Below are 15,673 nucleotides of genomic sequence, written 5' to 3' on the forward strand. Positions count from 1 at the left end.
ATTACCCCAGCGCTTCATTTACGGGCTTAAGCACCTTGCTCTCAAACCACGTCAGTTTCTCGTCACTTTCCCCGGCTGAGGCTGTTCCGCTCCCCGTGGCACCTGTACCCGCTGTTTGTTTCTGTGCGGAGACCTTTCTGGCCGCACGCTCTTCCCGCTTTTCCGGTACGCTGATAAATTCGGTCAGCGTGAACGTGACCAGCCAGGACATGCGTCCTTCCTGCTGCGGCGCGTCCAGGCTCCCGGTAAACGTGGCTTCACGAAATCCCACCGCACGGGCTGCATCATGCGCAACCCGGTATTTCTGGCGCTGACCATCATCGCCAGTGGCGCTGGCCAGTTCAAAGATGCGCTTCAGCACTTCCGGGGTTTTAAACGGCACTTCGCCGGATACGCGCAGCTCTTTGCCCTTCGTTCCCTGCTCTGCCCTGGCAGTGGAACTGGTCTGCCCGGACTGCTCTTTGTCCTGAAACTGCATGGTGAGCGTGACCCGCATGTTTTTCAGCGGGATACCTTCGCCGTTAAGCGCCAGTGTCGCTATCGAGTTCATGTATCATCTCCCTGAGTCCTGCCAGATTTTCCCCTCCCATCATCACCGCAGCGCAATGCACCGCCGACGCGGCCGGAATATCTTTCACCATGCTGCGCAGCGTGGTGGTGATATCGCCCTGCGCGGTGAACGCCCAGGCACGGGCGCTTTTTTCTTTCAGCGATTCCAGGCCGCTGGCCACCTCACTGAGAATATTGCTTCTTTCGTGGATGAAACCCGTCAGCGCCGCCTTTGCCTCCGACAGACTGAATCCGGATGCGGCCTGCATCTGCCCTTCTAAAATTCGTTGCGCATTCAACGCAGCGCGGGTTGTCAGTGTGGACAACGGCACAGCCGCAACTGAACCGGTAGCAGATGACGGGATCAGCATTTTTTCTGTGGCCAACTCTGCTGACGACTGCGCCAGTCGCTTAACCTGTGTCATAGCGGGCAGCGGTAGAACATCAGCCAGTTCGCCAAGACTTTGCATAAAATCTTCATGCTGATTGCTGGCGATCATTAAGATCACCACTTCAATGCTCTTTCCAGTACTGGCCAGCTGCTGCGCCAGATAAGAAATAGCATTTTGTGGACTTAAATAAATACCGTTGGCTGTATCCTGCCCCAGCCCAAATACCCACGGATGAGCCGAAATAGTTGTACATATTGAATGCTCAATTTCGCCAGACAGTGATATTTTCGAATCACGCCACATATGAGGTATCACCTACTACTTTTTATTGCCGAAATAAATTCACATACTTCAAGTCATGCAAAATCAGGAAGTAATTTAATCTGGCATTCTGCCTGTTCAAGTACATTCACGCCGGAAGTGTAATCAGGCATAAACTCGTAAGTATTAAATAACTGCCATGATTCACCATCAAAACTGCTGTATAAGTCAGCCGTCGCACCATGTGCTGTAACATAGACGGTTCTTACCTTGAAATTAGTTTCAATAATCTGTGATTCTGTGCCAAGAGATACACCATTAGCCGCTGTTTTATTGAAAGTGAATGCAACATCTTTTTTAAATGTCATATTTATACCTTTATGAATTAAAACCACTGCTGTGAAACTTCACGCTGGAGTTTGCCTGTAATACATTTATATTAAGTACGCCCGTCCCCGCAGATAAAGTGAATAATCTTTTACCGCCTGTACTCCCGCTGGTTCCGGATGGAGTCTGATCGTGCTCACCGATGATGGTGAATGTAACTGTGCCTTCTCTGTTCGTGACAATAGCCTCAATTGTCTGTGCCCATGTTGTCTGAACAGAAGACCAGACATCAATGAATAGCTTGACTGACATTCGGTTAGGGATATTTACAGAAACCACATCACCTGTTGTATACAGTCCGCCTGTTCTGGAGTGCTTTTCTTTCCACTCCAGATTATATCCGGGAGACCCGGCCGTAGGCGACTGTGAAGTGTAAGCCCATTTAGTGACCTCTCCCGTCTGATCGGCAGCGTATAACAGCCTTGAGAACTGATCTCTCAGACCATAGGCATATTTACGGGAATTAATCGCCTGTAAATCAATATCAGCTGTTTTCGGGTTTGGATACAATCCTGTCCCTCCGACCTCTAATACATCATAATGACTGGCGGTCGGGGCTGTCCATCCATTCCTGTTAACATTCGAAAAAAACTCCTGAAAGGCCAGCCAGTATGATTTTTGATGCCCGAATAAGTTCGGATGCACATTCTGTCCTGGATTAAAGAGTGTTGTTTCACCATATTCTGCCACTGCATCAAACCAGTATTTTTCAACATCTATCAGGACACAATTAAGTTCTGTTGCAATTTTTCGGATCGCGTCATTTCCTCTGAGGAAACGAACGGCCGCAGGAACAGATGCCTCCCCCCACTTAATTTTGACAACAGAATCGGCCGCTGAAGGTACAATTAGCTCATCAGATACAGGCGCGGGCACAGCCCAGGGCCACGTCTGAGATACCCCCTCCGGCATACTCCAGCTGTAGTTAACTGAAAGAGGATGAGGCGTGGTTGTTAAAACCACGTCTCCGCCCGCATTCCTTACTTTCCGGATCGCCTTTCTCAGACGGTTTTTAAAACCATTATCACCAAAAGTCTGCCCGGCATTAAACTGGGCTGTAGGAAAATCGTTCATCCCATAAATGAACAAAGCCAGATCCGGATAAATCCCTTCAGAAACAACATCCGGCCATTGTTTATCCAGAAAATCATTAACTGTAGAGCCATTTACGGATTTGTTAGCAAATGAAACAGGATAAATCCCTCCCCGGTTTACAGTAGCACTGAGATATTCATAAAATTTTGCAACCGGGGCCTGTGTATTCTTATCTGGTAGTGTTGCTCCGTCCCCTACAGATGAACCAAATCCATATATTCTGACCTGTTCTCCATTTGTATAGCGATAACTGGTTAACTTATCCATGAATAACGGAAAAAGAGAATGTGAAGCTCCTGAGGTTGAACGAATAGAGTCTTCTACATTACGCCCCGTGCTCGTCACAATTTTTGCGGCACCCTCAGGATTATCCAGCCCCATGCAGGATATGGCTTCATTTTCATTTTCACTGGCGATAAGAAGCCGTCCGTATCCGGTTAAACTGGTTGCGTCCACTTTCCTTTCTTCATTAAAAAAAGGAACCTTATCCCGTTCTGATTTCAGCTCAGATAGCTCTGTTAATGTCTGGTGTAAAGGTTGCTTATCTTTTAATTGCGATAATATACCCTTATCAGAGTCATTTAATTTATCACGAAAATCCTTAATCTTCCCGGCAGCATCTATTTCCGCGAGAGGGCAAACATAATGCTGTTCATCATTTATTTTATAATCTTCAAGATTATCAGCAATGACTATTTTTGATGCAGAAGCCCATACGCTGGTCAGCGTTCCTTTCCAGCACACATCCACCCATACTATTGCAGGAGGTACAATATCTATATGCTGGTCAAAAAGTAACTCTGCCCGAATACCTGAAACATATCCGGTTCCTTTTTTAAGGATAAAATCACCCGCTTCTTTTGTAACAAGAAATCCATCACCAAAAAAACGGGATACACCATAGAGATCGATATTTTCCTGACGAATACGCTCATCAACCCCGTTCAGGCGGGCAGTAAAATCTATCTGCCAGGTATCTGCCGGGGTGATAATCTGGGTCTGTTCTGACGCGCCGTTATACTCCATCAGAAATGAGCGGGTTAAAACGTTCCCCTGCTGGCCGGTGGCCGTTTTGATTTTCTTCTGCGTGGGCGCATGAACAATCATCGCCACTACATTGTTAGCCGAGTTAACCAGCCCAACCCAGTTGAAGTCAAAATCCCCCACATCCGCACCCATCACCACGGAGTAAACCACAGCGTTGTTATTCACCATCCCGGTTTTACCCACAGCCTGACGATGGACAATCAGCGCCTCGTCCGGCAAACCTTCGCCACGATCAATTGGGCTGGTAATGTCCAGATTTGGGACGTTGGCAAACACGAACTTATCAAGAATGACAACGCCACCGTTTGCCGCTTCCTGGGCTTTCAGCTGTTCAAAGGCGGAAGTAATCACCGTCTGACTCATAAATAATACCTACAGTTTTGCGCCAAACATGGCGTTATCATTGATTCCATCACTGGCCGGGAAACAGACATATTCCCCGTCCAGCCGTTTTTCCCCGCCGATATATTCCCCGGCGTAATAGCAGATTAATTCCCCGTCATTCCACCCGGCGTTGATATACAGCTGAAGCGTGGTCATCACCTCAAACCGATAGCGCCGGCAGGTGCGGCCGTACTGGCGAATGATCTGCATCATCAGATCGGCGTTCTGGGCAATCTGGCTGTCCGAAACGCGGACAATAATCACATCCCAGTCTATGTCCGGCTGGCGCTCCAGCAGCTCCACGTAGCCGATACCCAGACGTTCAAAGATGGCAATAAACCCGGCGATAGAACCTGAGTCCGCCGCGTTCACAAAGGCATACGCCACACGCTTTCTGAACAGGTACAGCGGCTCACCATTGAAGCGGGTAATATCCCGGTCATAGGCCATCAGCCGTAAAATCGACTCCGAACAGGTCAGCGGATCGAACTGGTTCACCGGCCAGGTTATCCACTGCCAGACCTGCTGCCAGAAGCGCCGGGCCGTATTCAGTAACTTGCGCGGCTCGCCTTTGTTCATCCATGACGGCAGCGTTAACCCGGCCAGTTTTTTATTAAAATCAGTCATGTTCGATACTCACCGTCAGGCTGGCCAGGCGCGGCACATTCAGCTCACTGACGATATCCCGAAGCGAGAAAGTGACTGAATCCACCGCCGTAAATGTCCGGTGGATCTCCCGGCCCAGATTAGAGAAGGAGAACCGACCATATGGCCACGTCTTCTTCACGTCATAATCCGTATTTTCCCGAAACGCGCTGCGCACCAGATTTTCCACCCCGGACAACAGCGCATCACGCTCATCGGCCAGCATGTTGTCCGGATCAGGCAGGTACAGGACAACATCCAGATCGTGGGATGTTTCCGGCATAGCGAAACACTGCATATCATCGCCGTGTCCGTGGTGGCCCTGCGTGTTGATGTAGTCATTCACCACCGCTACAAACGGATCGGAGATCACGCCGCTGTCCAGCAACAAATAGGCGTTAGCGGTTCCGGGGCCACGGGGAGCGTCGTGCTCAAAATAGATACGGTCAATACTCAACCCGGCGATACCCGCAATCATGGATCGGTAAACCGCATCGGTGTGGTAATTACCCACCAGGTTGAACTGGTTACGGCAGCGTTCACGCAGTTCATCGTCGCTCTCCTCATCAGCACCCGGCACCGTCAGCCAGTTTTCTTCACTCACCACATGGCTGATACCTGACACCGCCACAGGCAAAATCCGGTAATATCCCGGCGCGAGGTTATACGCCCCGCCCGTCCCCTCCGCTTTCACCGGCACCAGTGCGCTGGCGGTGCCTGCGGTGAGGGTGAAATCTTCCGTGACCGCCAGGCGGTATACGGTGCCGTTGATTCGCTCGGTCTGCACCAGCGTTCCGGCTTTAATCGTGACGGCTGCGGCCGGTGAGGCTTTATAGAATCGGATCACACCCTGAGCGGCCGTTGCCGGTTTCACCTTGATATTGACCGCCCAGGCCAGCAGACGCAGCATCTGCCCGGTTGCCGTCGCTACAAACATATTGGCCAGCACGGTATGGATCATCACATCGCGCAGCCACATCACCGGCGCAGTGACGATGGATGTGATCAGCCGCCAGAACGGCGACATTTTCGACGTGTTTGTGATAATGCCCTCATCAGCGGCGATGGCATTAAACCGGCTGCGGGCCTCGTCGGCCGTTGCAGGCATACCGCTTTCATTGACCAGGGTTTCAAAATCCACCTGCGGTTTTTCCGTCATAGATCCACCCTCAACGACAGCGGCCCAAAATCATAGGTGTCTGCCGTCACCCACAGGCGCGACAGGGTTTCTTCGGTAATGGATACCGTGCCGGGTATCAGCCGTTCATCGTCTTCAATCAGCAATTCCATGCGGGTAAAAATATCGCCGCGCAGTGTCGGGCTACGTTCGGCAATTAATTCCGTTGCCAGCCCGCTTTCAATAATGCTGTGAATCACGTCCTGTCCGATACTCTGGCGGTTATTACATAAAACAGGCTCATTACCGGTATTCAGGACAAAATCATCATTTGTAATCAGCAGGTCGATATATAACACATCACTCATAACCCCATCTCCTGCCATTCCTGCAATTTGCCCGGCGTAAACGGCTCCTGCGGATAAATATTCACCGTACCAATGCTGTTTCCGCGCTTATCCACTTTATTATTGTTGCTGTTATTAATGGTTCGACTGATACCGCCCGGCTCAACGCTGCGTAACTGGCCACCCGTTGAAATTTTATTTTCTGTAACGGGCGGCGTTGTTGTTGTGCTGATATTCACGCCGGGGATCATATTTAGTTTATCGACAATCCAGTTCCACGATGTGGTAAAACTTTTTTTAATGGCCTGCCATATTCCATCAAAGAGTTTCATTATTCCCGACGCCATGCCGCTTAATGCGTCGAGCGGTGAAAACCCCGTCAGCAGCGCAATAAAGCTATTCCAGCCCGCTGAAATATATTCCCACACGGAGGTAAAGAGATTCGCCAGCCAGCTGACGGCCTGCGCCACAACCTGAAATGCAGCCGTATCCATCACGGCGGCTTTGACCGTGTCCCAGTGCTTAATCAGCAGATAACACCCGGCGACCAGCAGCGCGATGACCCCAATAACCAACAAAACCGGCCAGCTCATAAAGTTAATGGCGGCACCGGTCAGCATCGCTGCCGTACGAACCACCGTCAGCGCTCCACTGACCAGTTTCAGCGCGGCTCCCCAGCCGGTCAGGATGAAAGCAGACAGCCCCATGACAATATTCAGGATCGCCCCCACCGCAGCAAACCCCAGTACCGCCATTGACACCCATCCCACCACGCGGGCGATATTCGGAAACAGGCTCATCCAGCGGGCAAAGGTCTGGCCTGTCCGCGCGGCCCAGTCCAGCAGAGGGTTAAGCGCCGGAACCAGCGTTAACCCGATGGCAATCTGAACGGCCCGGATAATGGCCATAAACCGATCCATCGGTTTAACCAGTTTTGCTGCCGCCTCCTGGGTGCGTTTAAGCCCATCCGCGCCGCCCAACTCGGTGATATTTCGCTGGAGCACGGACACATTGCCGTAAAGCTGCTTTACCACCGCCGAACTGTCGCCAAAGGCGTCGTCAAGCTCCTTCTGGGCCTTCAGGTTTCCTTCCAGGCTCTGGCCGTATTTCCCCTGTAACTTAGTGAGAATATCCGGCATGGAGAGCATTTTCCCGGCTGTATCGGTGAACGAGAGGCCCAGTTTTTTACCGCCCTCAATAGCTGAGGTCATAAATCCCTCGTAGGCGCTACTGGCTTCCGTTCCCAGGGTGCGACTCAACTCACCCATCACGGCCAGTTGCTCATTCATGCCGACCCCGTAGTTGGTGCCCGCGCCGCGAGCACCTTCCATCAGGTCTTTTACCATCCCCATTTCCAGCCCGAAGCGCTGGCGCATCAGCGTCATTTTCCCGGCCAGTTGCTCGGCAAACTGCACTTTCCCCAGCGAATCGGCATCAGTGCGGAAGTTAGCGAACATCTGGCGCATAAACTCAGCCGTTTCGCCCGTGGAGGACTTCATCTCGAAGGCCATCAGGTTGGCGACCTTCGTCACCTTCGGCAGCTCCTGCCCGGTCAGCCCGGCGATGGCGCTGTTAATCTCCGCGGTTGAACTGACAAAATCTGTGGCCACCGTACCGTAAGTGGTGCTGAAGGCCAGCGCGTCACGCTGAACACTCTTCAGCACACCAGAATCAATGCCCCTCGCGGACTGCTCCTGAAGTGCGTTAAACATATCAAATGCCGGTGCCAGCATTCCGCCGATGGACTGCCCCACGCCATACAGGGCAGCACCACCGATACCGATACGTTTAAACGCCTGAACGGACTTATCCGCGAACTGAACAGCCGAATTCTGCGCGGCCCTGAGCGGGCGCGTGAATTTATCAATCAGACTTAACGTAAAATCCAGGCTGTTCATTAGTTTCCCTTAAAAGCAGTCCCAATTCCGTTCGCTACTGCCACACTCATATTTTCCCAGTAGCGATTATCCAGCCACAATGCAGCAGCAATATCATCCAGTGAATCATCACCGCATGGTAAATAATGTCTGCGCAAAATATAATACTGCTCCATCCCGTTCTGATTAATGGCGGTAATCCGGGAGCTCAGTTTTTTGCGACAATATCCAGCTCAGGCGCAAAGCGTTTATTTACTTCGTTAACCAGCTGCAATGCTGCACCCGGTAACTTCAGAATATCCGCCAGATTCTCTTTGGTTTCCGCCGTCACAATACGCATCAGATAATTATGTGCCGGTGACACTTTATTATCCATTGACATATCGTTAATTAATTTATTGTATGCCGCGATATTCGGTTCAAAAGCAATATCCTTTCCGGCCACGGTCAGTTCAATAATCTGTTTTTCCACGCTGTAAATCCTCTCGTAAATTAATTTCATCAACCAGCTGGTTATGACGGGCGGCACACTGCCCGTAAAGGTCGAGATAAAATGTTAATAGCTCTGCGGCATCCCTGCCCGTAACACCTGCAAGCCTCGGCAGGCTCACTACACATTTAGTTTTCAGGTTTTCCTGAAAGCGCACGTTCGGTACTGGCAGCGGCGTCGTTGTACATGCGGACAAAATCATCAGACATGCACACGTTAGTGAACACCGGCTTAACCACTTCGGTGCGGATCTCACGCGGTGGCGCATTTTTCAAAGCCTCCAGTTGCTCTTCAAGCCTGCGCCCGGACTGGCTTGCCACGTCCGCCAGGCGGTTGCCGGTAGCCGTCGCCGCCTTGCTGATTTCCAGCGCCACGCTGTCATGCTGCCAGGTGGCCACTTTCCACCCTCCGGCAAATGCCAGCACGCAAAGCAGCAGCACACCCGCGACAAGCCTTTCCATCAGCGCACCCCGTTATGTTCCAGGCTGAAGTGATTGCCGTCCGGGTTGGTTTTGAAGCGACCGCCCCAGCTGCCGCCCAGCGACTCCCAGTATTCGCCCAGGGGGCGGTAATCCTCTGTGCGGGTCTTATACTGGCCGTTCATAAACAGATTGAAATCCACTGCCAGACGCTGGGTGTGCAGACTATTGGAAATCCCGCTGCCCTTTTTCGCGTTCAGCGCCGCCTGCTCCGGTGTGCGGTAGGCTTCACCAAACGTCAGACGGTAGCCGTGCTCTTCGGCCCAGTGGATCAGATTGGCCACCATCACCACAAACAGCTGTTGTTTTTCGCTTAACGTCATTTCCCGACTCCTTTACCCAAATCAAAGCCTTTTTTACGCAGCCACACTTCCACGCCGTTCAGACCCGCAATACCCAGCGCGGAGCCAATCCCTGCCAGCGCCAGCGGGTGGATATCCGGCACAAAGTACAGCGCCACGCCTGCGGCGAGAGACAATGCACTGCCGACGATAACGCGCCCCAGGATCAGGCGGGCGGTAATCGGCTCATTACTGGTCAGCATCTTACCCAGCGCAATCAGCGCCCCCATGATGGCCAAAGTGATAAACCCCTTTTCATACTCCTGCATAACTCTCCCTTACGATGCGATCAGGCTCTGCGTGGTTTCCGGCTCCAGATACGGAATGCCGTCGATATTGATAAAGCGCGGGTCTGTAACCAGCACTTTGATTTTGCGGGTGGACAGAGAGCCGCCCTTCGGATCGAGGTCGAGAATGCTGCTCAGTACCAGCTTGACGCCGAAGGCTTCAATTTTGGCCTCTTCCTCTCCGGCTTTGCCGTAAAAGAGCATGTCCGCAACCGGAATACCACGCCACGACCCTGCTGAACTGGCCTGCGCCTTGAGGGTGGCCAGTGCCTTGATGGACAGTTCAATTTCTCCCTCAGCGGACACATCCCCGTCCACATAGCCATCCGGCACCCCCTTCGTCTGCGCCAGCGCAGTGTTATCCGTAATATCCAGCGTCAGCTTTTCGACGTGGATCAAATCCGTCCCCCAGTAGGTGTCAAACGACGCCCCGGAAATACGCTTACTCATGCGGCCCCCTCAAGGCTGGCATCCAGCATCAGATTGATGGTGATTTCCAGCGGCATCTCATACGGACGGATCACTACATAAACCTCCACTTTTTTGCGCGTTTTCCAGACAATAGTCACATCGCCGTCTTTCGGTGATTTGATCTCCCCTGGAAACTGCACCCCGTTAATTTCGCTGGATTTCGACATTTCGCGCAGTGGCCGGGCAAAATACAGCTGGTTTGCCGCAATGCTTCCCGGCGTGCTGTTCAGCGCCCGATCGGCAATTTTGGCAATGGCAAGCAGTCGCACGCGACGGGCGACTTTATCGACGATCCGCACCATCTCCAGCGCCTGGTAATCGCCTCCCTCCGCATCCAGCGTGCGGCAGTCAGACCAGTAGTAACCGTCATAGTCCGCATACCACATCGGTACACTAAAACGCTGGGCTTCCAGTGCCTGAAGCGTGGCCAGCTGAAGCGATACACCGTCGCCATCTACCGGCACATCATCACTTCCCATGCTGACCAGCGCCCCGGTTTTGACCCGTGCCGGGCTGTCCGCGATGGTCACGGCGCGGTTACAGAGTCGCCCGGCAAGCACGCCTGGCTCATTGCCCCACAGCACCGGCACCAGACAAACGGATTTTTCAGATATCCCCGCCTGTAGCGCAGTCAGTCGCGCCAGATAATCGGCCTGGGCTTCGTCCGCCTGCATTGCCTGAACAGCCAGGATAAACCACACCCAGCGGCCATATTTCGCGATCAGGGTGCTACGCAGCGTGATGGCTTCATTAATCACAGCCTTCTCTGAAACCGCATCGCACAGCACTACACCTTCCACAGAGGCCACCTGCTGCGCATCCTGCACAGCATCTGTCCACTTCCCGTCCTCATCCAGCACCCGCACAAACGCCCACCAGTTTTGCCCGGCATTGTCGCGGGCCGCAGTCAGCTGACGTTTCAGATCGCTGTCAGCCTCACCCAGCAACACATCCAGATCGCTCTGGCTGTTCACCGGCAACGTTTTGCCGGTATTCACGGTTCCCCGGCCGACAAACAGCAACACGCGTTCCACTTCCGTGGTTTCGCCCTGCTGCTGATTCAGCTGATTCACCCCAACATTAGGCCACGCCATTTCGTCCCCTTATATCCTGTGCTCTTACATCCCAGCCGAAGCCAATCCCCTGCAACTGACGAGCAAGTGCCTGACTGAAATCCTGGTCACTCATGCCCAGAAACTCACGGGCTGGCAGATCAATCGTCCAGCTGTCCTTTACCGCCTTACCCGACAGTTTGCGGATCAGCAGACCGGCCTGGTCATAGGGCATTGACGCCAGCATTTCTTTGCCCGTGGGCTTACGCCAGCGCTTACCCTTCCTGACCCGGTAGCCCAGCCCCCGCAGGCGTTTTACCTGAGCGGGCGTCGCCATCTGCCCGGCCCTGTTGCCGCGCCTGACGCTGCTGCGGTTGACCCTGACGCTCATTCCGTTCTGCTGGCTGTACGCCACCACCCCGGCAGGCACATCCCCTGTGCCGTTGCGGTAGCCACCTCCCTGGAGATACACCCGCACTGCGCTGATTTCCGGCATATCCCTGATATGCAGCAACTTCGGCATGTTGCGCAGCATTTTGCCTTTGCGCTTCGTCCTGCGCCCCGGCCAGGCTTCCCCATCCGGATCAGCCTGATTGCGGACGTTTCGCTTTGCGGCGGCGATCAGCCCGTATTTGGCCAGACGCCACAGCAGGCGCTGCCGCTTCGCTTTTGGCAGGTCTGCGCGGGCCAGCGTTTTGCGCAGCTCCGCAAGCTGGGATTTGTTCAGCTCGCCACCGATAATCATCAGGCATCCCCTACCGGCGCACCGGTGCTGTCAGCGCCAAAAATCTGCGCACTGAATGCCGTCCAGATCTCAGGGTCAGCCAGTCGCCAGCGTTGCCCCCGCCACGGAATGGCCCCTTTTTCATCAGGCACCAGAACCAGCTCTTCCACCATCGGGACACTGACCAGCACCGTGGCCGTTTCTTCGCTGTCCACCGATACATCCCAGTCAGGATCGGCCTCGTTAATCCCCAGCTCGTCGAACAATTCCCGGTCTGTGTCGTCAAGCCACGCGGCCATCAGCGAAAACAGCAGGCGCGGATCGCAAATCCGGTACGGAAAGCGCTCCCAGGAAAGCACGGCGCTGTAACGGATAACCGCCTGGCGGTACTGTCCCAGCCCCAAATCCTTTGCAGCGGGAATAAACTGCATTTCGTCCATGACGCTGGTAAATGCCCCCATTGCGCGGGCGGGTACGTTTTCCCTGAAAAAGGCGGTCAGTGATTCCAGCTGTGTGTTTTTCATACCTTTTTCACCGTTGCTCTCTTCAACCCCTTCATTCTGCGGATCACCACCGAGGCTTCAGTTAACAGCCCGGCGCGTGTCTCCGCGCTTTCCTGCCCCGGGTGCGAGTCACGCCGCCCGATGGTAGCGAACTCGCCCAGCAAATCCGCCTTTCCCCGCGCAAACACCGCTTTGGTGTACTGGGCGCATAAACCGTTCAGGCCATTCATCGTGACACCCGGCACCGCTTCTGCCGTCAGATGCCCTTTTGCCAGATATCCGGCCTGTACCCCTTCCAGCTCTGCGTTAACTTCCATCACAGCACTCAACAACGCCTGCGCGAGTGTTTCTGCGTCGATATCTGGCGGCAGGGAGCGCTGTACCTGAAAATCCTTCAGGTTTAAGTCCGGCCAGAAGCCGTTATTGCTCAGTTGCTCATCCTGGTAATCAATCGGGTTGCCACTGAACATAAATCCCCCTTAAAAAGACGGGCTGACCGGTTTCCACGGCGCAAATTCACATCAGTGATTTGCCCTCCACCGCGCCCGTCTGGCGGTTGGTAGTTGTCAGCCTTGCGTCAGTTTGCGCAGACGTGCGGCGATGGTCTGCCGGGCTGTTTTCACGCCGATTTTGAAATAGTGCTGTTCCGCGACAGCCAGTAACCGATCGGCTTTTTCCAGCGTGTCGATATCGTCCACGCCCGCCGCCGTCTTCTGGCCATCCTCATTGCGCAGCAGTTCCAGTCCGGCGAATTTGAACCACTTCGCCGTGACCTGCTCATGCAGCCGCCAGGTATTGGCGACGCGCTCAAAGGTGCGCGAAAAATACGGTTCGATACTTTCCCCGCGTCCGGCAGACTCTTCCGCCCACGCCAGCATCGTATCGGCCACGAACGTGGGAAAGTTGCTGCGCAGACGGTCAGGCGTGGCCTGCTGCTGTCTGATAGCGATATCCGCCCAGTCAAGCGCCTTATCCAGATTTCCCACATCAAACAGCCAGATCACGCACCAGGCGAAAACCGGGTTTGCGTATACCTGGCCGCTGGCCAGATAGGCTTCCACCGTGGGCACCCAGCGAGGAAGCAGCACATCCCGCTTAAATACAATGCGATCGGGAATAAACTGAATGCTCCGCGCCTGTTCCACGTCCTTTTCCAGCGCTTTCACCAGAATGTGCATACTCTCGCTGCTGTCCACTGCCTGACTGCGCTGTAACTGGCGTTCAGTGGCGATGCGCTGACTGTGCCGTTGTGCGGGAGAAAGTGCCATTTATTAGCCCTCCGGCTGCTCACTGACCTTGCCGATGGTCACGGCGGACTCGTCGATCGCGGCGTACAATTCCGGCACCTCAACGGCGTAACCTTCGTTGCGCAGGTATTTGTTTTCAAACTGCTTACGGTCATCAACAAACTCAGCCTTGCGCTGACGGGTGTTACGCTGGGTGTAGATGTGCAGGTTACTGAGTGGCGTTACAACCATGCGTTTTCCCGGCATAAACGGCGGAATAATGGCCTTACGGCCCGCGATGGTGTTACCCAGCAGCTGCGCGGCGATTTTCTCAGTCGGACGGTCTGCCGCCTGATACAGCCGGTACTGCTCCGCCGCCACCAGATCGGCACCGACCAGCACCACCAGACGCGGGTCATTGCGGAACTGCGCCGGAATTTTGGCGTTAATCAGGTCTGACGCCATCGCATCCAGAGAGTGATAATCTCCGGCATCGTCCAGCACGACCGGATCGGTCATAATCTGGTTGCCATTGAGCAGCGTTTTCATGCGCTCATGCCAGCCGATGTTGACGTCTTCACCGTTCGGATTCGCAGTCGGATCGGTGGTTTTGGCGCGACTCTTACCGTTAAAGCCAATGCGCAGCATGTCCAGCGCAAACGCCTGGGTGGTAAACGCCTGCACCAGGTTGTAAAACTCATTCTCTTCTTTCCCGGCATTCGCCCAGACGGAAAGCAGATCCCAGCGCAGGGCGGCACAACTGTCGGTTTCCACCAGGGAATAATCGTTACCGTCCACGCCGACCTGACGGATAAAGCGCCCATTTTCGCTGCGGCCGGTACGCAGTACAGACGACCCTACGGAAATCACCTGGCCACTCAGCTGGTCAACGTCCAGACAGGTGATCATGTTCAGGAACTCCACCGATTCCAGCAGGGCCAGACGCAACGCATTTTCCTGCGGGTCATTCAGGGCAAAATAACGGCTGGTATCACGCGCCCCAAACTGCTGCGCCATCCCCGCCGAATATTTGTCCAGTAATTCCCGCGCACGGTTATTAAGGTGCATAAAACTCCCTCGCCATTAAGCGATAATAAATTTTGTTTCTACGTTATTCGCAGCGCGAACAATTACAGGAAATTAAATTTTCCGGCCTTGCCTGGGATCTGACGCTGTTTACGTTTACCGTTATTACCCAGTTCATTAAAGCGGGTCACAATTTCTGCCGCATTATCACGAATAGCGGCAAACTCTTCGGTATCTACCACTTCAGAAATGGTATCAACATCGTCCTGTACAGAATTAAGCTGCGTTTCGATAGCCCCCACACGCGCTTCCAGATCGTTTAATGCGCTGGCCAGCGCCTGCAACTTATCATCACCCGCTGGCGTATCGTCAGCCTGGTTTTCGCTTTCAAATTTCGGCTTCAGACCAAAAAGTTTTTGCCAGTTTTTCATCAGTCCATCCTGTTTAATTTTTCCATCACGGGAGATCACACCACTGTAATATCCCTGCCTGTTCAATCGACGGCGACCGAATCGCAGTCTTGTTGTGCCTGTGCTGGCCGGATTATCCGTGACACCCAGCCCCATCAGATAGGTGCGCTCACCGCCGCGCCAGTTCAGCTCCGGCTCTACGGAGAAAAACAACAGCTGACCTTCGTCATTGGCATAAATCAGGCGCTTATTCGGGCGGATACTGACAAACAATCTCGCCAGCCCGTCCTCACCCTCATGCCATTCAGCTTCCAGCACCTCGCCAAAATTCCCGAAATCGCGCTCATGCTCCGGCCACAGCAGGGCGGCATAATGATTAGCGTCGTAGGTTTCCCCCATGTCGATAATCCACTGTCGCTCAATCACCCGCCCGTCAACCGTATCGCCTTCAGTCGCGACGCACAGCCAACCCGTTTTTAAATGCGACACATATTCCCTCCCCTGCCGATTTAATGAATCTCATGCTGTGAACTGAATTATTGCGAAATAATCCCCAGACCGCA

General features: G+C 53.6%; 22 protein-coding genes. All 22 read right to left on the reverse strand.

Annotated features, from left to right (window positions below; genetic code table 11):
- Position 1: 1 nt before the first annotated feature.
- Entirely contained in the window at positions 2–550 is a 549-nt protein-coding gene (locus HMPREF3178_RS18850; RefSeq protein WP_070585360.1) for a baseplate complex protein, read from the reverse strand.
- Positions 522–1,244 (reverse strand): hypothetical protein, encoded by a 723-nt coding sequence (locus HMPREF3178_RS18855; RefSeq protein ID WP_070585362.1) that lies wholly within the window; start codon positions 1,242–1,244, stop codon positions 522–524. The genes HMPREF3178_RS18850 and HMPREF3178_RS18855 overlap by 29 nt, the downstream gene beginning before the upstream one ends.
- 53 nt (positions 1,245–1,297) lie before the next feature.
- Complete coding sequence (locus tag HMPREF3178_RS18860; protein WP_070585364.1) at positions 1,298–1,570, reverse strand: hypothetical protein; 273 nt, start codon at positions 1,568–1,570, stop codon at positions 1,298–1,300.
- 10 nt (positions 1,571–1,580) lie between these two features.
- Entirely contained in the window at positions 1,581–4,094 is a 2,514-nt protein-coding gene (locus HMPREF3178_RS30160; protein WP_077270128.1) for a phage tail-collar fiber domain-containing protein, read from the reverse strand.
- Positions 4,095–4,103: 9 nt separating this feature from the next.
- On the reverse strand, positions 4,104–4,742 hold the full coding sequence (locus tag HMPREF3178_RS18870) for a hypothetical protein (protein ID WP_070585366.1): 639 nt from the start codon (positions 4,740–4,742) through the stop codon (positions 4,104–4,106).
- Positions 4,735–5,919: a baseplate J/gp47 family protein gene (locus HMPREF3178_RS18875; protein WP_070585368.1), complete on the reverse strand. Its 1,185-nt coding sequence runs from the start codon at positions 5,917–5,919 to the stop codon at positions 4,735–4,737. The genes HMPREF3178_RS18870 and HMPREF3178_RS18875 overlap by 8 nt, the downstream gene beginning before the upstream one ends.
- Complete coding sequence (locus HMPREF3178_RS18880) at positions 5,916–6,245, reverse strand: DUF2590 family protein (protein WP_070585370.1); 330 nt, start codon at positions 6,243–6,245, stop codon at positions 5,916–5,918. The genes HMPREF3178_RS18875 and HMPREF3178_RS18880 overlap by 4 nt, the downstream gene beginning before the upstream one ends.
- Positions 6,242–8,122 (reverse strand): phage tail tape measure protein, encoded by a 1,881-nt coding sequence (locus tag HMPREF3178_RS18885; RefSeq protein WP_070585371.1) that lies wholly within the window; start codon positions 8,120–8,122, stop codon positions 6,242–6,244. Before HMPREF3178_RS18885 ends, HMPREF3178_RS18880 begins: the two co-directional genes overlap by 4 nt.
- On the reverse strand, positions 8,122–8,277 hold the full coding sequence (locus HMPREF3178_RS32220) for a DUF6890 family protein (RefSeq protein WP_416371862.1): 156 nt from the start codon (positions 8,275–8,277) through the stop codon (positions 8,122–8,124). Before HMPREF3178_RS32220 ends, HMPREF3178_RS18885 begins: the two co-directional genes overlap by 1 nt.
- A 32-nt stretch (positions 8,278–8,309) precedes the next feature.
- Positions 8,310–8,603 (reverse strand): putative phage tail assembly chaperone, encoded by a 294-nt coding sequence (locus HMPREF3178_RS18890; RefSeq protein WP_217494334.1) that lies wholly within the window; start codon positions 8,601–8,603, stop codon positions 8,310–8,312.
- The gene (locus HMPREF3178_RS31820) at positions 8,554–8,748 is read right to left on the reverse strand and encodes a hypothetical protein (RefSeq protein WP_077270129.1); all 195 of its coding nucleotides are present in this window, start codon (positions 8,746–8,748) and stop codon (positions 8,554–8,556) included. Before HMPREF3178_RS31820 ends, HMPREF3178_RS18890 begins: the two co-directional genes overlap by 50 nt.
- A complete protein-coding gene (locus tag HMPREF3178_RS18895; RefSeq protein WP_070585375.1) occupies positions 8,720–9,052 on the reverse strand; it encodes a hypothetical protein in 333 nt (110 codons plus the stop codon). Before HMPREF3178_RS18895 ends, HMPREF3178_RS31820 begins: the two co-directional genes overlap by 29 nt.
- Entirely contained in the window at positions 9,052–9,393 is a 342-nt protein-coding gene (locus HMPREF3178_RS18900; protein WP_070585377.1) for a M15 family metallopeptidase, read from the reverse strand. Before HMPREF3178_RS18900 ends, HMPREF3178_RS18895 begins: the two co-directional genes overlap by 1 nt.
- Positions 9,390–9,680, reverse strand: a complete 291-nt coding sequence (locus tag HMPREF3178_RS18905) for a phage holin family protein (protein WP_042920132.1) — start codon at positions 9,678–9,680, stop codon at positions 9,390–9,392. The genes HMPREF3178_RS18900 and HMPREF3178_RS18905 overlap by 4 nt, the downstream gene beginning before the upstream one ends.
- A gap of 9 nt (positions 9,681–9,689) precedes the next feature.
- Positions 9,690–10,148 carry a phage protein gene (locus tag HMPREF3178_RS18910; RefSeq protein WP_038431874.1) on the reverse strand — a complete coding sequence of 153 codons (459 nt, stop codon included), beginning with the start codon at positions 10,146–10,148 and terminating at the stop codon, positions 9,690–9,692.
- A complete protein-coding gene (locus tag HMPREF3178_RS18915) occupies positions 10,145–11,263 on the reverse strand; it encodes a DUF2586 domain-containing protein (protein ID WP_070585379.1) in 1,119 nt (372 codons plus the stop codon). Before HMPREF3178_RS18915 ends, HMPREF3178_RS18910 begins: the two co-directional genes overlap by 4 nt.
- Complete coding sequence (locus HMPREF3178_RS18920) at positions 11,250–11,966, reverse strand: hypothetical protein (protein ID WP_070585381.1); 717 nt, start codon at positions 11,964–11,966, stop codon at positions 11,250–11,252. Before HMPREF3178_RS18920 ends, HMPREF3178_RS18915 begins: the two co-directional genes overlap by 14 nt.
- Positions 11,966–12,469: a phage tail protein gene (locus tag HMPREF3178_RS18925; RefSeq protein WP_070585383.1), complete on the reverse strand. Its 504-nt coding sequence runs from the start codon at positions 12,467–12,469 to the stop codon at positions 11,966–11,968. Before HMPREF3178_RS18925 ends, HMPREF3178_RS18920 begins: the two co-directional genes overlap by 1 nt.
- Complete coding sequence (locus tag HMPREF3178_RS18930; protein WP_070585385.1) at positions 12,466–12,918, reverse strand: head completion/stabilization protein; 453 nt, start codon at positions 12,916–12,918, stop codon at positions 12,466–12,468. The genes HMPREF3178_RS18925 and HMPREF3178_RS18930 overlap by 4 nt, the downstream gene beginning before the upstream one ends.
- Before the next feature lie 96 nt (positions 12,919–13,014).
- A complete protein-coding gene (gpM, locus tag HMPREF3178_RS18935; protein ID WP_070585387.1) occupies positions 13,015–13,716 on the reverse strand; it encodes a phage terminase small subunit in 702 nt (233 codons plus the stop codon).
- A 3-nt stretch (positions 13,717–13,719) separates the two neighbouring features.
- Entirely contained in the window at positions 13,720–14,742 is a 1,023-nt protein-coding gene (locus tag HMPREF3178_RS18940; RefSeq protein ID WP_070585389.1) for a phage major capsid protein, P2 family, read from the reverse strand.
- 62 nt (positions 14,743–14,804) lie between these two features.
- Positions 14,805–15,599: a GPO family capsid scaffolding protein gene (locus tag HMPREF3178_RS18945; protein ID WP_070585391.1), complete on the reverse strand. Its 795-nt coding sequence runs from the start codon at positions 15,597–15,599 to the stop codon at positions 14,805–14,807.
- Positions 15,600–15,673: the final 74 nt, after the last annotated feature.

It is taken from the genome of Klebsiella sp. HMSC09D12 (assembly GCF_001808475.1).
Classification (GTDB): Bacteria; Pseudomonadota; Gammaproteobacteria; order Enterobacterales; family Enterobacteriaceae; genus Klebsiella; species Klebsiella oxytoca.

What these genes read in the sequence shown, in the direction of transcription:
- HMPREF3178_RS18850 (WP_070585360.1), bottom strand. Translation starts at nt 550, where the DNA reads ATGAACTCGATAGCGACACTGGCGCTTAACGGCGAAGGTATCCCGCTG.
- HMPREF3178_RS18855 (WP_070585362.1), bottom strand. Translation starts at nt 1,244, where the DNA reads ATGTGGCGTGATTCGAAAATATCACTGTCTGGCGAAATTGAGCATTCA.
- HMPREF3178_RS18860 (WP_070585364.1), bottom strand. Translation starts at nt 1,570, where the DNA reads ATGACATTTAAAAAAGATGTTGCATTCACTTTCAATAAAACAGCGGCT.
- HMPREF3178_RS30160 (WP_077270128.1), bottom strand. Translation starts at nt 4,094, where the DNA reads ATGAGTCAGACGGTGATTACTTCCGCCTTTGAACAGCTGAAAGCCCAG.
- HMPREF3178_RS18870 (WP_070585366.1), bottom strand. Translation starts at nt 4,742, where the DNA reads ATGACTGATTTTAATAAAAAACTGGCCGGGTTAACGCTGCCGTCATGG.
- HMPREF3178_RS18875 (WP_070585368.1), bottom strand. Translation starts at nt 5,919, where the DNA reads ATGACGGAAAAACCGCAGGTGGATTTTGAAACCCTGGTCAATGAAAGC.
- HMPREF3178_RS18880 (WP_070585370.1), bottom strand. Translation starts at nt 6,245, where the DNA reads ATGAGTGATGTGTTATATATCGACCTGCTGATTACAAATGATGATTTT.
- HMPREF3178_RS18885 (WP_070585371.1), bottom strand. Translation starts at nt 8,122, where the DNA reads ATGAACAGCCTGGATTTTACGTTAAGTCTGATTGATAAATTCACGCGC.
- HMPREF3178_RS32220 (WP_416371862.1), bottom strand. Translation starts at nt 8,277, where the DNA reads ATGGAGCAGTATTATATTTTGCGCAGACATTATTTACCATGCGGTGAT.
- HMPREF3178_RS18890 (WP_217494334.1), bottom strand. Translation starts at nt 8,603, where the DNA reads ATGAAATTAATTTACGAGAGGATTTACAGCGTGGAAAAACAGATTATT.
- HMPREF3178_RS18895 (WP_070585375.1), bottom strand. Translation starts at nt 9,052, where the DNA reads ATGGAAAGGCTTGTCGCGGGTGTGCTGCTGCTTTGCGTGCTGGCATTT.
- HMPREF3178_RS18900 (WP_070585377.1), bottom strand. Translation starts at nt 9,393, where the DNA reads ATGACGTTAAGCGAAAAACAACAGCTGTTTGTGGTGATGGTGGCCAAT.
- HMPREF3178_RS18905 (WP_042920132.1), bottom strand. Translation starts at nt 9,680, where the DNA reads ATGCAGGAGTATGAAAAGGGGTTTATCACTTTGGCCATCATGGGGGCG.
- HMPREF3178_RS18910 (WP_038431874.1), bottom strand. Translation starts at nt 10,148, where the DNA reads ATGAGTAAGCGTATTTCCGGGGCGTCGTTTGACACCTACTGGGGGACG.
- HMPREF3178_RS18915 (WP_070585379.1), bottom strand. Translation starts at nt 11,263, where the DNA reads ATGGCGTGGCCTAATGTTGGGGTGAATCAGCTGAATCAGCAGCAGGGC.
- HMPREF3178_RS18920 (WP_070585381.1), bottom strand. Translation starts at nt 11,966, where the DNA reads ATGATTATCGGTGGCGAGCTGAACAAATCCCAGCTTGCGGAGCTGCGC.
- HMPREF3178_RS18925 (WP_070585383.1), bottom strand. Translation starts at nt 12,469, where the DNA reads ATGAAAAACACACAGCTGGAATCACTGACCGCCTTTTTCAGGGAAAAC.
- HMPREF3178_RS18930 (WP_070585385.1), bottom strand. Translation starts at nt 12,918, where the DNA reads ATGTTCAGTGGCAACCCGATTGATTACCAGGATGAGCAACTGAGCAAT.
- gpM (WP_070585387.1), bottom strand. Translation starts at nt 13,716, where the DNA reads ATGGCACTTTCTCCCGCACAACGGCACAGTCAGCGCATCGCCACTGAA.
- HMPREF3178_RS18940 (WP_070585389.1), bottom strand. Translation starts at nt 14,742, where the DNA reads ATGCACCTTAATAACCGTGCGCGGGAATTACTGGACAAATATTCGGCG.